Below are 14382 nucleotides of genomic sequence, written 5' to 3' on the forward strand. Positions count from 1 at the left end.
AGAGGATAAACGGTGAAATACCTGCGCGTCAAGGAAGCCGTGTTGCAGGAGCTGCGCAAGCCCAGCCCCGGCTTTCCCCTATCGGAGAACAGCCTGGCCCGCCGCTTCGGGGTGAGCCGCATGACCGCCCGCCGGGCCTTGCAGGAGCTCGAGCAGGAGGGGTGGCTCCAGCGCACCCAGGGCCGCCACAGCACCCCCGCCCCCCGGCGCTTTAGCCAGGGCTTCCTGCGGGTGCGCCCCTTCTACGAGTTCGCCCAGGCCCAGGGGGCCAGGCCCAAAACCCAGGTGATGGCCGCCGAGTTGCGCCCCACGCCCCCAGAGGTACAGGCCCGGCTGGGGGTAAAGCAGGCGGTTTATGTGGAACGGCTGCGCTTTCTGGACGAGGAGCCGGTGCAGCGCGAAGCGCGGTATCTGAATGCCGAGCTGTGTGGGGAAATCCTCGAGCACGACCTCACCAGCGAGTCCATCCACGACCTGCTCGTCCACACCCTGGGCCTGCCCCTGACCAAAGTCTGGCAGCGGCTGGAGGCGGTGGCTTTGCAGCAGGAAGTCGCCCGCCTGCTCCAGCAGCCCGAAGGCGCACCGGCCCTGCGCCTCGAGCGGGTCACCTACACCCTCCTTCAGCCCGTCACCTGGGTGGAGTACCTGATGCGGGCCGACCGCTACTACCTGGAAGACACCTTTATCCCCCAAGGAGAACGCCCATGAGCTACAGAGCCCCCCGCGGAAACCAACGCACGGCCCCAGGCTGGATTCAGGAAGCCGCCAAACGGATGCTCTTAAATAATCTCGACCCCGAGGTGGCCGAAAAACCCGAGGAGCTGATCGTCTACGGCGGGCGCGGCAAAGCAGCCCGCAGCCACGAGGACTTGCAGCGCATCCTGGCGGTGCTCGAGCGCCTGCAAAACGACGAAACCCTGCTGGTGCAGTCGGGGCGGGCGGTGGGGGTCTTCAAGACGCAGCCCCTGGCCCCACGGGTCATCCTCGCCAACTCCAACCTGGTGCCTAACTGGGCCACCTGGGAGGAGTTCGACCGGCTGGATCGACTGGGCCTTATGATGTACGGCCAGATGACCGCCGGAAGCTGGATCTACATCGGCACCCAGGGCATCCTGCAGGGCACCTACGAGACCTTCGCCGCTGCGGCCCGCAAGCACTTTGGCGGCTCGCTGAAGGGCACCATCACCGTGACGGGCGGGCTGGGCGGCATGGGCGGGGCCCAGCCCCTGGCCGTCACCCTCAACGGCGGGGTGGCTATTTGCGTGGAGATAGACCCCGAGCGCATCCAGCGCCGCCTGGACACCGCCTACCTGGACGTGCGGGCCGATACCCTGGACGAGGCCCTGCGGCTGGCCGAGGAGGCCAAACGCAAAGGCCAGCCCCTCTCCATCGGCCTGCTGGGCAACGCCGCCGAGGCGCTGCCCGAGATGGTGCGGCGGGGCTTCACCCCCGATCTGGTCACCGACCAGACCAGCGCCCACGACCCCCTGTACGGCTACATTCCCATCCTGAAAGCCGACGAAGACCCGGCTCTGCTGCGCCAGCACGACCCCGAGGGCTACAAAAAGCGCGTACTGGCCGATATGGCCACCCACTGCCGGGCCATGGTGGAGATGCAAAAGCAAGGCGCGGTGGCCTTTGACTACGGCAACAACCTGCGGGCTTTCGCCAAGCTGGGGGGCTTCGAGGACGCCTTCAGCTACCCCGGCTTTGTACCGGCCTTCATCCGCGACCAGTTCTGCGAGGGGCGGGGGCCTTTTCGCTGGGTGGCGCTCTCGGGCAAGCCGGAGGACATCTACAAAACCGACCAGGCCCTGCTGAAGCTCTTCCCCGAGGACGCGGGCCTGCGCCGCTGGCTCACCGAAGGGGTCAGGAAGTTCAAGTTCCAGGGCCTCCCGGCCCGCATCTGCTGGCTGGGCTACCGGGAGCGCGATAAGGCCGGGCTCCTGTTCAACGAGATGGTACGCAAGGGCGAGCTCGAGGCCCCCATCGTAATTGGGCGCGACCACCTCGACGCGGGCAGCGTGGCCTCCCCCTACCGCGAGACCGAGGCCATGCTGGACACCTCTGACGCGGTGGCCGACTGGCCCATCCTGAACTTCGCCCTGAACGCCGTCTCGGGCGCGGCCTGGGTCAGCTTCCACCACGGCGGCGGGGTGGGGATGGGCTACAGCCTGCACGCCGGGCAGGTCACGGTGGCCGACGGCTCGGAGGAGGCCGCCTACCGCCTCGAGCGCGTCCTCACCAACGACCCCGGCACCGGGGTGATGCGCCACGCCCACGCCGGTTACGAACAGGCGAAAAACGTCGCGCGGGAGCGCGGGCTCGATCTGGCCGGGTGGGAGAAGTAGCGTGGCGAAAAGGCTCGAGCAAAAACTAGCCCAGATTGCCGAGCTGCGGAGGGGCGAACCCACGCCCGCCGCCATCCAGACCCTTCAAAGCATCGTGGCCAAAGACGAGGGCGCCGCGGTAGCCAGGGCCGCCGAACTGATGATGGAGTGGGGTTTATTTGACCAGCAGGCCCATCTGGCCCAGGCCTTCAAACGGCTGCTGGCAGGCGGCGCAGAAACCGACCCCCAGTGCTGGGGCAAGGTGGCGCTGATTAAGGCCCTGCGAACCCTGGGCTGGCACGACCCCGAGGTGTATTTGCTGGGCTGCCGCTGCGTGCAGCTCGAGCCGGTCTGGGGCGGTCAGGAGGACAGCGCACCATCGCTACGGGCTCTGTCGGCGCAGGCCCTAGCCGAGTGTCCTGGTGTCTCTTACGACCGCGCGATAGACGCGCTGGTAATTCTGCTGGCCGACCCAGCCTGGAACGTGCGGGTCGGCGCTGCACAGGCCATTGCCAGCCTGGGCTACCCCCAGGGCGCACCCCTGCTCAAGCTAAAGGTGCTCCTGGGCGACCTCGAGCCCCGAGTGGTAGGGGCCTGCCTGGAAGGCCTCCTCCACCTTGCCCGCACCGAGGCTATACCTTTTCTGCGGGAGCTGCTGGGGCATAAAGATACCGCGGTTCGTCTGGAAGCGGTCTGTGCGTTGGCGGCCTCGAGCCTGCCCGAAGCCGTGAACCTGGCCACCAGCACCTGGAAAACCCTCACCGACCCCCGCTCGCGTAAGGCCGTGATTGCCGCGCTTGCCAGTTCACACACACCCGAGGCCCTGGACTTCCTGCTGGAATTGCTGTCCAAGGCCAGCCGCTCCGAGGCGATGGCGGTGCTGGGAGCCATCGGCCCCCGGCTGCGCGAACCCGAACTGCTCGAGCGGGCCCGGCAGGCAATCGCCCAGAACCCCAGCCCCGCCTTGCGAGACGAGCTCGAGGCCCAGCTATGAACCGTGTCTTCGTCGGTATCTCCGAGCTATACACGCCCAACGAAAGGCTCGAGCAGGCCGCTTTGGCCGTGCAGGACGGGCGGTTTGTCTGGGTGGGAATCGAGTCCAATCTACCCAGCGAATATCGAAGCTGGCCCCAAACCGACCTGGGCGGGCGCGGGGTGGTGCCCGGCATCGTGGACGCCCACACCCACCTGGTCTACGGCGGCGACCGGCTGGGCGAGTACCTGCAGCGCGCACGAGGCGACAGCTACGAGGCCATCCTGGCCGCGGGCGGTGGGATTTACGCCACGGTGCGGGCCACCGACGCGGCCTCCGAAGAGGAGCTATACGAGCTGGCGCGGGCTCGAGCGCACATCTTCCTGGCCCAGGGGGTCACCACCCTGGAAATCAAGAGCGGCTACGGCCTCCTGCCCGAGGCCGAACTCAAAATGCTGCGGGTGATCAAAAAACTCAAAGAAACCCTACCCCAGCGGGTCTTCCCCACCCTGCTGGCCCACGTGATCCCCCAGGGCTGGGCGCGCGGGGGGTACGTGGAGATGTTCTGCCAGGAACTCATCCCCGAGGTGGCCCGCAGCGGGCTGGCCGAGGCGGTGGACGTCTTCTGCGACCAGGGAGCCTTTACGCTCGAGGAAACCCGGAAAATCCTCGAGGCCGCCCTGTCCCACGGCCTAAAGATTAAGCTCCACGCCGAGCAGATCGCCCACACCGGAGCCACCCGGCTGGCAGCGGAACTGGGGGCTTTGTCGGCGGACCACCTTGAGCAGTCCACCCCCGCCGACTGGCAGGCCCTGGCCCTAAGCAGCACCGTGGGCACCGTTCTGCCGGGCGCTGCGGTGATCCTGCGCAAGCCCTTCCCCAAGGCCAGAGCCATGTGGGATGCAGGCGTAAAGGTAGCAATTGCCACCGACCACAACCCCGGCAGCAGCCCGCTTTATAGCCCCTGGCTGGGGATGCAGCTCGCTATTAGCCTGGGCGGCCTGAGCGCCGAGGAAGCCCTGGTGGCCCATACCGCGCACGCCGCCCTCGCGCTGGGGCGGGCAGACCTGGGCCGGATTGAGGTGGGGGCACAGGCCGATTTTGTGGTGCTGAACTCGAGGAAGGCGCTCGAGGGCCTCTACCGCTGGGGGCATCTGCCCTTGTGGAAAGTGTTCGTGGGTGGGACAGATTGTGTTGCCACCTAGCCGCTTTCACTCCAGCGCCCGCCACAGATACCAAGCTGCGTGGGAGCGGTAGGGCCTAAAGCGCTCGCCCAGCGCCTCTAGCTCGTCCCGCTCGGCCACCCCGTACAGCTTCTGGGCGCCTTTACGGATACCCAGATCCAGCACTGGCCAGACATCGGGGCGGCCCAGGCCAAACATCAAAAACATCTGCACCGTCCAGACCCCAATGCCCTTTACCTGGGTCAGGTGCGCAACAAGTGCCTCGTCGGGCTGGTGCTCGATCTCCCGCAGCCCCCCTTCCAGCGCGAAGCGCGACAAGTCCTGCACGTAGCGGGCTTTGGCGCTGGATAGCCCCACCGCCCGTAAGTCCTCGAGAGCAGCCCGGTACAGCACCTCGGGCTCGATGGCAAAGCGGCTGGATAAGCGCTGCCAGATAGTATCGGCGGCCTTGCCTGAAAGCTGTTGGCCAACAATGGAGCTGAGTAGCACCTGGTAAGGTGCGCGCCGCGGAAATGGGTGGGGTGCAAAGGGAGCCGGGCCGTGTTGGTGGGCCAGCTTTCGCATAACTGCATCGGCAAAGTCGACCTGGAGTCTAGGGAGCCTCGAGCGAGCCATGGCCGATTCTACCCCTCCCGCCGCCACTCTCCCGACTTACCCCCCGACTTGTGTAGCAAGCGCAGGCTGGCAATTTCAAGGCCCTTGCTGGCCGCCTTGAGCATGTCGTAGACAGTGAGGGCAGCCACCGCGCAGGCCGTCAAAGCCTCCATCTCCACCCCGGTCTCGGCCTTGGTCTTGACAGTGGCGGTAATGTGAACGCGGGCTTCCTCTGGCCGGAACTGCAGTCGCACTTCGGCGCTGGTGATGGGCAATGGATGGCACAGGGGAATCAGATCTCCAGTTTTTTTGGCTGCCATTATCCCGGCCAGCTGGGCTACGCTCAGGGGATCGCCTTTGCCCACCCCACCTTCCTGGAGGGCTTCCACTGCCTCCGGGGTAAGCAACACGGTCGCCTCAGCAGTCGCCGAGCGCAGGGTGGCGGCTTTCTCGCTTACGTCCACCATGCGCGGCTTTCCGTCTTCAAAGTGTGTGAGCTTCCCCATATACCAAGCCTACTTCAAATGTCCTTTCGCTCAAAAATTAGCAGGGCCAGCACAGAAAACCCTACGGTGTAGATGATGAGCAGTGGCAGTCCCAACCCCACTGCCGCCGGGCGGATGTACAGGTCGAGGTAGCTGGTCAGCAAGAACGGCTGGATAGCCGGAAAGGCAATTAGGAGGCGCATCAGGAGGAGCGTCGAGACTGCCGCCAAAGCCGCCGAAGTGGTACTCAAGAAAATGACCGCGTAGAGCATGGCCAACGCCGAAAGTGGCCAGAGCACCACACCGGCCAGCGCATGGGCCCGCAGCAGCTCCGTCAGGGCCCCTACAGGGCTAAGCTGGCCCACGCCGGCAAAGCTACCCGCGCCCAGGCCGGTTCCACCAAAAAAGCTCCCCAGGCCAAAGGGTAGGCCTGCCAGCAACGAACCCACCAAGCTGATTGCCAGCAGAATGAAGGGGTAGACCAGCACCACGATAATTTTGGCCAAAAGCAGGCGGCTGCGGGGACTGGGCCGCAGCAACACCGACTTGAGGGTGCCCATCGAGACCTCCGAGCCCAGCACCTCCGCTGCAGCCATGGCGGTTAGAAAGGGGAACAAAAAATCCATCCCGGTCAGCAGGGATAAGGCCGGCACCTGCCAACCCGAGACCAGCTCGAGGCCGTACTGAGCACGCAAACCAGGCGCAAAGGCCCACAACAGGGGTAGCACCAGGGCGGCCAGCAAGCCAATCTGCACCGAGCGCAGCCGCATCAGTTTGCCGAACTCCCAGATCAATACGCGCAGCATGGTTCGCTCCCGATAAGAAGCCCAGGGCCTTGCATTCGTATGCTGATTTTAGCTCTAAGCATTTTTTACCCTTTCGCGGTAGTAATCGTAGAGGTCGAAGTAGTCGGGTTCCAAGAACTGCACCTGGTAGTGCTCACGCACCAGGGCGGCCAAGGCCACGCTGGGCGAACCCTCAAAAATCACATTCACGCCGCGCAGACTCACGTTTTGTACGCCTGGCACTGTTTTCAGGAAGGCCGCAGCTTTGGCTGGGTCATCCACGCGCAGGCGGTAGGTCTCACCCTTGGTACCGAGCTTAACCTCCTCCAAAAGCCGCCCACCTCCCAGAATGCCAACTTTATCCACATAGGCCGAGACTTCGCGCAGGTGGTGGGTGGAGAGCAGCACCGCCACGCCTTTCCAGGCCAGCTCTGCTAGAATCTCGTGCACCTTGTTGATGCCCTGGGGGTCCAGGCCGCTGGTCGGCTCATCCAGAATCAGGATTTGCGGCTCGTGCAGAATAGCCGAGGCCAGTCCCAGGCGTTGGCGCTGGCCCAGTGAGTAGGTGCGCACTGGCTGGTCGGCCACGGCCAAAAGCTCGAGCCGCACCAACACCTCCCGGATACGGGCTTCCGCGTCGGCCATACCGGTTAGGAAAGCGATCATCTCCAGGTTCTGCCTTCCGGTCATGTGTGGATAAAAGGCCGCCGGAGCCTCCACCACCGCCCCCAGGGCCCGTCTTGCCACATAGCCACCGTTGTAGACGTCCTGCCCCAGCATTCGCACCACCCCGGAGGTAGGAAAGGCCAGACCCGTGAGCAGGCGAATCAGGGTGGTCTTGCCGGAGCCGTTGGGCCCGGCCAGGGCATACACCTCGCCCGGCTGTACGGCGAAAGTGATGTTTTCTAGCACGGGTTTGCGTCCGTACTTTTTCCCCAGCCGCTCGGCCTCGAGGGCGGCTCCCGGGGTGCTGCTGACCTCAGCTTCACTCATGGGTGCGATTATACGCGCGTAACGCGCCAGGATATGTTCACCTGTGGCCCCTCCTTAACCTAGAGTGCCCCACGAGCACCGTTGAGCGTTGGGGTAGACTGTGAGACGTGATTTATTCGCTCGAGCAAGCCCCAAAGCAACCCCTGGGCGAAGTGGCCGATCTACAACAGCTCCTCAAAGCCGGCCTGCCCGTAACGCCTACCCTGGTGCTGGAGGGGGTAGAAACCGAGTTCTACCAGCTAGGCAACCTGGCCGAGCAGATCCGGCGGGCCTTTGAAGGGGTGTTTGGCGCACGCCTGGACGAAGAAAAGCTGGAAAAGGCCTGTGCTTTTGCGGAAAAGCTGCTGCGCGAGTCGTACCTGCTGCCCGAACGCGCCGACGAGGTTCGCGCGGCCTTGCCGGAAGGCCCGGTGCTGGTACGCTACGCGGGCGAGGCTCCTTTTGGCCTCGAGGCCGGCAAACAAGAAGCTCTATGGGCCCTCAAGCGCCTGTGGGCCAGCCGCTGGCAACTCGACGCGGTGCTGCTACGGGGGCCCGAGCTAGCCCCCCCCGAGGCGGCCAGCCTGGTACAAGCAGCAGGGGATGAACTAGTTCTGGATGAGGCACTCTCGGCGCAGGCCGGTCTGGTGTTGGGACGCGCGGTCAAGGTCTGGGCCAGCCAGGGCCGGGTGGTACGGGTGGTATAGGAGAAGTAGATGTACGACAGTCACATGCACACCTCCCTCTGCAAGCACGCCGTGGGCACGCCCACCCAGTATGTGCAGGCCGCCAAGGACGCCGGGCTCGAGGGCATCGTCATAACCGACCACAGCCCCATGCCGACCTGGTTCGACCCCGAGGTGCGCATGGAGCTGGAGGAGCTACCCTTCTACCACGCCCTGCTCGAGCGGGTGCGGGCCGAGGCCGGCGATTTTTACGTGGGAATTGGCCTCGAGGCCGACTATCACCCCGGCACCGAGTACTTTGTGAAAAGGCTTCTGTCCAGCTACGACTACGACTACATCATCGGCTCGGTGCACTACCTGGGAGCCTGGCCTTTCGACAACCCACGCTATGCGAGCGAGTTCGAGGAGCGCGACCTGCGCGCGGTCTACCGGGCCTACTTCAAGCTGGTGGCCGAAGCCGCCCGCACGGGCCTTTTTCACGCCATTGGGCACCTGGACCTGCCCAAGGTGATGGGCTACCGGCCCCCCGAAGGCTACGCCGACCTGGCCGAGGAGGCCCTGCAGGTGATTGCGGGTGAGGGGCTGGCCCTGGACGTCAACACCGCCGGATGGCGCAAAAAAGCCGGCGAAATCTACCCCAGCCCCGAGCTCCTAGAGCGGGCCCGCGCCCTGGGGATTCCCGTGGTGCTGGGCTCCGACGCCCACCGCCCGGAGGACGTGGCCCACCGCTTCGCCGACGCGGTAAAACTGTTGAAATCGCTGGGCTATACCCAGGCTGTGGTGTTCAGGTCAGGGAAGCCAGCACCCTATGCTTTATGAGCATTTACCTACTGCTGGGAGTCTTGCTGGTGCTGGTGTTGCTGTTGCCGGGGGTGTTGCTGGCAGTTTGGTTCGAGCGACGCTATGGGCCGCAGTTTGAGCGATGGGTGCAGCAAGTAAAGCGCCGATGGCGGCTCTAGTGCTCCGGTAACTTAATTCCTGCGATGGATTTGGCTCCTTTAGTATCTGGGAGTTGCTTTGAGCGCTTCATTTTGGGAACTTCACGGCATATCAATTTTTAACTTACCAAACCACTAGCCTGGCAGACGCAGACCGATGTTTTCCCTGTGAACCCAATGGCTTTTGGCATTAGGCTAATACCATGAACCGTAAAGACCTGGCGGGGATGCTCGAGTACGCCGCCGACTTGATGGAGGTGCTGGGCGAGGGGGAGTTCCGGGCTAGGGCCTACCGCAACGCCGCCCGCAACCTGGAGCAGCAGGAGGCCGAACTGGCCGAGCTGGCCGCACAGGGCTTCAAGGGGGTGCCGGGGGTGGGGCCGGCGCTGGCCCCCCTGCTCACCGAGATTGTGCAGACCCAGGAGTTCCCTTACCTGGCCGAGCTCGAGGGCCGCGTACCGCCGGGGGTGCTCGAGCTCTTCCGGGTGCAGGGCCTGGGCCCCAAGCGCATCCGGGCGCTGTGGGAGAACGGGGTCAATAGCCTAGAAGAACTGGTGCGCTGGGCCGAACAGGGCAAAATCCGCGCCCTGCCGGGCTTTGGGGCCAAGAGCGAAGCCAGCCTGCTCGAGGCGGCTCGCTACGCCCTGAGCAGTATGCGCCGGGTGCTGCTGCCGGTGGGGCTGGAGGCAGCCCGGCTGCTACTGGCCGACCTGGAAAACGCCGGACTGAAAGCCGAACTGGCTGGCAGCGTGCGGCGGGGGCTGGAAACCGTGGGCAATCTGGATCTGGTGGTGGTGGGCACCCCCCAGCAGGTGCGCTCGGCGCTGGGCCGCTTCGTGGAGGAGGCGCAGGGAGACATACTGCTGGGGCGGCTCGAGGGCCTGCCTTTGCGGGTGTTCTGCACCGATGCGGCCTCGTTTGGCAGCGTGCTGGTGCAGGCCACGGGTTCGCGGGAGTGGCTGGAAGCCCTGGGCGCCATTCCCCCTGCGCTTGCAACCGAAGAGGCGGTGTTCGAGGCCCTGAACCAGCCCTTTGTGCCGGCCTACTGGCGAGAAAAGGAGCACCTGGGACTGCCAGCACCCCAGGCCATGCTGCAACCCCCGCAGCTCCGGGGCCTGATTCACGTGCACTCCACCTACTCCGACGGCAGCGCCACCCTGCGCCAGATGGCCGAGGCCGCCATGGCGCAGGGCCTCGAGTACATGGTGATCTGCGACCACTCCCAGACCGCGGCCTACGCCGGGGGCCTGCGCCCAGCGGACGTGCTGCGCCAGTGGGCCGAGATCGAGGCCCTCAACGCCGATCTGGCCCCCTTCCGCATCCTGCGCGGCATCGAGTCCGACATCCTGCCCGATGGCTCCCTGGACTACCCCGACGAACTGCTGGCCCGCTTCGAGGTGGTGGTGGGCAGCCTGCACGCCAGTCTGGGCCTGAGCAAGGCTGAGCAGACCCAGCGCCTCTTGCGGGCCCTGGACAACCCCTACCTGAGCATCCTGGGCCACCCCAGCGGGCGGCTGCTGCTACGGCGCAAAGGGGCCGAGGCCGACTGGGAGGCGGTGCTGGAGCGCGCCCGGCAAAACCACAAGGCGGTGGAGCTCAACTGCAACCCCTACCGCCTCGACCTGGACTGGCGGCTCATGCTGGCCTGGCGCGATCGGCTCAACTTCTCGCTGGGCCCCGATGCCCACAGCCTCGAGGGCCTCTCCGATATTCAGTACGGCCTGCTCTACGCCCACAAAGCAGGCCTGCACCCCGACCAGATTGTAAATACATGGCCCGCCGAACGGGTGATGGCGCTGAAGAAGATGGGCTAGTGGTTGGTCTCGGCGCCCACCAAGAGTTCGGCCTCGCGCTGCAAGAAGGCCCTTAGCACATCGGTGACGGTCACAATGCCCACCAGCTTACCCTCGTGCACCACCGGCAGGCCCCCCACCTTGTGCTCGAGCATCAGCTTGGCGGCGGCCTGCAGGGGCATGGTGTCGGCCACAGTGATGGGGTCGCGGGTCATGATCTCGCCCACAGTGAGCTTGGAAATCAGATAGTTGAGCTCCCAGATGGAAAGCGTGGTGGCATCGGAGGGCATGGCTTCCTTGAGGTCGCGGTCAGTGATGATACCGATCACCCGACCTTCCTTGACCACCGGCAAGCGGCGGAAGCCCCCCTTTTTCATGATCTGCGCAGCCTCGGGCACGGTAATGTCGGGCGTAACCACATCGGGGTTGGGGGTCATGCAGTCTTTCACCAGCATTGCTATCACCTCGAGTTCAAGTTACTCCCCAAGGCAGGGGGCAGATGTCTCTACAGTCCGGGTAGGGGCGGGCATAGCCTTAGAATGTGGGGACTTTGCGTATCCTGATTGCCTATGCCAGCCGCCTGGGCAGCACGCGCGAGATCGCCCAGGTAATTGGGGAGGTGCTGGTCCGACGGGGCATCGGGGTGGAGGTACGGCCGGTGGAGGAAGTAGAGCACCTCGAGGGCTACCAGGCCGTGATGGTGGGCAGCCCAATCCGTGAAGGGCGGTGGCTCCCAGAAGCCAGGGATTTCGTACAGACACACCGCGATGCCCTGCGCCAGCTACCCCTGGTGTACTTCGCGGTTTCGGGCTTGATGAGCAACCCTACACCCGAGCATTTTCATGAGGTCTACGGGTATCTGTCCGAGGTTCGAGCGATGGCGGAGCCCTGGGAAGTGGGTATTTTTGCTGGCTCGCTGGATTACGACCGCCTCGAGCCCCACCAGCTTTTCAAGGTATTGAGCAAGGGGCTGCCCGAAGGCGATTTCAGGCGCTGGCAGGATGTGCAGGCCTGGGCCGAGGATGTGGCCGACCGGCTGCTGCTCGAGCAAGCCCAACAGCAGGTCAGCCGATCCGGCGAGAAATCGTTCAGGCCCTCTTCCAGTGATACACCAAAGCCGGGGTGAATGCCTTTATTACGGCGCTTCAGCTATCTTTTGCGCTTACCACTGCCGCCCAACAGCCCCCCCAGCACCCCCCGCACGATGCGCTGCCCCTCGCGGCTGGCCAGGAAGCCCACTGCCCCTTTGGCCAGGTCGCCCAGCAAGTTGCCCCCTGCGGGCTGGGCCGGGGCCTGAGGTTTGGCGCCCGAAGGGGCCGGCTGCACCGATTCGGCGGCGCGGGCCCGCAGGATTTCGTAGGCCGACTCGCGGTCAAGGGCCTTTTCGTAGTGCCCGTACACCGGCGACTGCTGGATCACCTGCCGGCGCTCTTCGGGGCTGAGCGGCGGCAACTGGGTGCGGGGTGGGTAGATGAGGGCCCGCTCCACAATGCTGGGAATGCCTTTTTCGTCCAGGGTCGAGACCAGGGCCTCGCCCACCCCCATCTCCAGAATGACGGTCGCCACGTCGAGTTTGGGGTTGGGCCGGAAGGTTTCGGCAGCGGCCTTGACCGCTCTCTGGTCGCGCGGGGTGAAGGCCCGAAGCGCGTGCTGCACGCGGTTGCCCAGTTGCCCCAGCACCTCGTCGGGGATGTCCAGGGGATTCTGGCTCACGAAGTAGACCCCCACGCCCTTGCTGCGGATGAGCCGCACCACCTGCTCGATTTTTTCCCGCAGGGCCTTGGGAGCTTCGTCGAAGAGCAGGTGAGCTTCGTCGAAGAAGAAGACCAGCTTGGGTTTTTCGGGGTCGCCCACCTCCGGGAGCCGCTCGAACAGTTCGGAGAGCATCCACAGCAAGAAGGTGCTGTAGAGCTTGGGGGACTGCATCAGCTTATCGGCGGCCAGGATGTTGATGACCCCTTTACCGCCCTGGGTCTGGATAAGGTCTTCGAGCTCGAGGGCCGGTTCGCCAAAAAACCGATCCCCCCCCTGTTCTTCCAGCGCAATGAGGCCGCGCTGGATGGTGCCAATGGAGGCCGCCGAGATGTTGCCGTACTCGGTTTTGAACTTCTCGGCGTTGTCACCCACATACTGCAGCATGGCCCGCAGGTCTTTGAGGTCCAAGAGCAAGAGTCCGTTGTCGTCGGCAATCTTGAAGACCAGGGTGAGCACCCCGCTCTGGGTTTCGTTGAGGTCGAGCAGGCGGGCCAGCAAGAGCGGCCCCATCTCCGAAACGGTCGCGCGCACCGGGTGCCCTTGCTCACCGAAAACGTCCCAGAACACCACCGGGCAGGCTTCGAAGCGGAAGTCCGTAAGGCCCAGCTTTTCAATGCGCTCGGCGATTTTGGGGTGCTCGCCTCCGGGCTTGCACAAGCCCGAGAGGTCGCCCTTCACATCGGCCATAAAAACCGGTACGCCAATGCGAGAAAGCTGCTCGGCCAGCACCCGCAGGCTCACGGTCTTGCCGGTGCCGGTGGCCCCGGCAATCAGGCCGTGGCGGTTGGCCATCTTAGGATAGAGGAATACTTCGGATTCACCTTTGGCAATGGGAATGGGCTCTGGCATACTGGACTCCTGCGAAGTACCCCACGGGAAGCATCCCCCTTGGCCCGTCGCAGCAAGCAGCGTTTTCCTGTTCGAATAGCTATATGCGCTTCCCGCGGGGGCCCCAGGATGAGGGAAAATCCAATGGCAGGGCACTCAGTCATAATACTTTTGATGCCGCAAAAGCTGTATAGCCCTTGGTCGCACAGCTTGCAGACCGCCATCTGGCGGCGGGAATGGGGCCGGTTGTACGCACTGGTGGAGGCCGAGCTTCCGACCCCAGCGGCCCTGCGCCTCTCCAACCCCCCTGCCTTTACAGACTTTACAGACCCCCACGAAGCCCGCTTCGATATCGAGGTAATCCTCCTTTCGTGGGCACTCCCCGGCTTTGTGGCTTATATAGAGGCGCTCAGTACATGGCTGGGTAAGAGCGCCTTCCTCGAGCCCGATACCCCTTACCCCTGGTTGGAACGCTGGCCTGGCGACCTGAAGCAGCCTCCGGCTGAACCGCCCGACCTGTGGGATGAGCTGCTCGGGCGTTTGCGCTGGCCCAACCCCGATGGCTTTGTGGCTGCCAGTCTGCTGCAACTGATGGCGACAGCTCGAGGCGTGGTTCGCTACCGCGAAGGGTTATCTCAGTAAACGCGCCCACCCAGCGGCACCTCACGCTCGGCCGAAAGCAACACCACCCGCCCCTGTTCATCGGGCAGGCCCAGCACCAGCACCTCGGACTTAAAACCGGCGATGTGGCGTTCGCCCAGGTTGGTCGCACAGATGACCAGCCGCCCCACCAGGGTCTCGGGGGTGTAGAGATCGGTGAGCTGGGCGCTGCTCTGCTTGACTCCGAGTGAACCCAGGTCTATCCACAGTTGGTAGGAAGGTTTGCGGGCTTTGGGATGGGGTTCGGCTTTTTGAATACGTCCAACGCGCAGCTCGAGGAGCTGAAAGGCTTCATATGGCGACATGGAGCAAGTTTCTATGTTTGATAGCCTGCCGTCAAGCTGGTTGGGTCGAGCTTTTCGGAGCCTGTAGGGGTGGTCGGAAGGTAGGAATACAGCT

Annotated in this window: 17 protein-coding genes; 10 read left to right on the top strand and 7 right to left on the bottom strand. The window is 64.5% G+C overall.

The window, feature by feature from the left end; genetic code table 11:
- Window positions 1–12 precede the first annotated feature (12 nt).
- The 4 genes from Q0X18_RS09385 to hutI are packed head-to-tail and all read left to right on the top strand — an operon-like array spanning window position 13 to window position 4508.
- Entirely contained in the window at window positions 13–708 is a 696-nt protein-coding gene (locus tag Q0X18_RS09385; protein WP_297561469.1) for a GntR family transcriptional regulator, read from the top strand.
- The gene (hutU, locus tag Q0X18_RS09390) at window positions 705–2351 is read left to right on the top strand and encodes a urocanate hydratase (RefSeq protein ID WP_297561471.1); all 1647 of its coding nucleotides are present in this window, start codon (window positions 705–707) and stop codon (window positions 2349–2351) included. The genes Q0X18_RS09385 and hutU overlap by 4 nt, the downstream gene beginning before the upstream one ends.
- A gap of 1 nt (window position 2352) precedes the next feature.
- Window positions 2353–3324, top strand: coding sequence for a HEAT repeat domain-containing protein (locus tag Q0X18_RS09395; protein ID WP_297561474.1), 972 nt, complete (start codon window positions 2353–2355; stop codon window positions 3322–3324).
- Window positions 3321–4508 (top strand): imidazolonepropionase, encoded by a 1188-nt coding sequence (gene hutI, locus Q0X18_RS09400; protein WP_297561476.1) that lies wholly within the window; start codon window positions 3321–3323, stop codon window positions 4506–4508. Before Q0X18_RS09395 ends, hutI begins: the two co-directional genes overlap by 4 nt.
- A gap of 6 nt (window positions 4509–4514) precedes the next feature.
- Here hutI and Q0X18_RS09405 read toward each other — a convergent pair whose 3' ends face one another.
- Genes Q0X18_RS09405 through Q0X18_RS09420 form a run of 4 tightly spaced genes read right to left on the bottom strand, consistent with a single transcriptional unit; the run spans window position 4515 to window position 7344 of the window.
- Window positions 4515–5051 carry a DNA-3-methyladenine glycosylase gene (locus Q0X18_RS09405; protein ID WP_297561478.1) on the bottom strand — a complete coding sequence of 179 codons (537 nt, stop codon included), beginning with the start codon at window positions 5049–5051 and terminating at the stop codon, window positions 4515–4517.
- Between the two features lie 59 nt (window positions 5052–5110).
- A complete protein-coding gene (moaC, locus tag Q0X18_RS09410) occupies window positions 5111–5587 on the bottom strand; it encodes a cyclic pyranopterin monophosphate synthase MoaC (RefSeq protein WP_297561480.1) in 477 nt (158 codons plus the stop codon).
- A gap of 14 nt (window positions 5588–5601) precedes the next feature.
- Window positions 5602–6372, bottom strand: coding sequence for an ABC transporter permease (locus Q0X18_RS09415; RefSeq protein WP_297561482.1), 771 nt, complete (start codon window positions 6370–6372; stop codon window positions 5602–5604).
- Between the two features lie 54 nt (window positions 6373–6426).
- The gene (locus Q0X18_RS09420; RefSeq protein WP_297561484.1) at window positions 6427–7344 is read right to left on the bottom strand and encodes an ABC transporter ATP-binding protein; all 918 of its coding nucleotides are present in this window, start codon (window positions 7342–7344) and stop codon (window positions 6427–6429) included.
- A 107-nt stretch (window positions 7345–7451) separates the two neighbouring features.
- Here Q0X18_RS09420 and Q0X18_RS09425 point away from each other — a divergent pair, with 107 nt between their 5' ends.
- From Q0X18_RS09425 to Q0X18_RS09440, 4 genes are all read left to right on the top strand, one after another.
- On the top strand, window positions 7452–8030 hold the full coding sequence (locus tag Q0X18_RS09425; protein ID WP_297561487.1) for a hypothetical protein: 579 nt from the start codon (window positions 7452–7454) through the stop codon (window positions 8028–8030).
- 9 nt (window positions 8031–8039) lie between these two features.
- Window positions 8040–8828 (top strand): histidinol-phosphatase, encoded by a 789-nt coding sequence (locus Q0X18_RS09430; protein WP_297561491.1) that lies wholly within the window; start codon window positions 8040–8042, stop codon window positions 8826–8828.
- Entirely contained in the window at window positions 8825–8968 is a 144-nt protein-coding gene (locus Q0X18_RS09435; protein ID WP_297561497.1) for a hypothetical protein, read from the top strand. The genes Q0X18_RS09430 and Q0X18_RS09435 overlap by 4 nt, the downstream gene beginning before the upstream one ends.
- Before the next feature lie 182 nt (window positions 8969–9150).
- Window positions 9151–10761 (top strand): DNA polymerase/3'-5' exonuclease PolX, encoded by a 1611-nt coding sequence (locus Q0X18_RS09440; protein WP_297561500.1) that lies wholly within the window; start codon window positions 9151–9153, stop codon window positions 10759–10761.
- Here the strand turns inward: Q0X18_RS09440 and Q0X18_RS09445 are convergent.
- A complete protein-coding gene (locus tag Q0X18_RS09445) occupies window positions 10758–11195 on the bottom strand; it encodes a CBS domain-containing protein (RefSeq protein ID WP_297561503.1) in 438 nt (145 codons plus the stop codon). The two genes, Q0X18_RS09440 and Q0X18_RS09445, sit on opposite strands and share 4 nt — an antisense overlap.
- Window positions 11196–11281: 86 nt before the next feature.
- Here Q0X18_RS09445 and Q0X18_RS09450 point away from each other — a divergent pair, with 86 nt between their 5' ends.
- Complete coding sequence (locus Q0X18_RS09450; RefSeq protein WP_297561506.1) at window positions 11282–11866, top strand: flavodoxin domain-containing protein; 585 nt, start codon at window positions 11282–11284, stop codon at window positions 11864–11866.
- A gap of 23 nt (window positions 11867–11889) precedes the next feature.
- On the opposite strand, the gene Q0X18_RS09455 is transcribed toward Q0X18_RS09450, so the two are convergent.
- Complete coding sequence (locus tag Q0X18_RS09455) at window positions 11890–13344, bottom strand: helicase HerA-like domain-containing protein (protein WP_297561507.1); 1455 nt, start codon at window positions 13342–13344, stop codon at window positions 11890–11892.
- 153 nt (window positions 13345–13497) lie between these two features.
- Here Q0X18_RS09455 and Q0X18_RS09460 point away from each other — a divergent pair, with 153 nt between their 5' ends.
- Entirely contained in the window at window positions 13498–13965 is a 468-nt protein-coding gene (locus tag Q0X18_RS09460; protein ID WP_297561509.1) for a hypothetical protein, read from the top strand.
- On the opposite strand, the gene Q0X18_RS09465 is transcribed toward Q0X18_RS09460, so the two are convergent.
- A complete protein-coding gene (locus Q0X18_RS09465; RefSeq protein WP_297561512.1) occupies window positions 13959–14288 on the bottom strand; it encodes a tRNA-binding protein in 330 nt (109 codons plus the stop codon). The two genes, Q0X18_RS09460 and Q0X18_RS09465, sit on opposite strands and share 7 nt — an antisense overlap.
- Between the last annotated feature and the right edge of the window lie 94 nt (window positions 14289–14382).

Origin of the sequence: Meiothermus sp. (assembly GCF_026004075.1) — a bacterium.
Taxonomy (GTDB): Bacteria; Deinococcota; Deinococci; order Deinococcales; family Thermaceae; genus Meiothermus.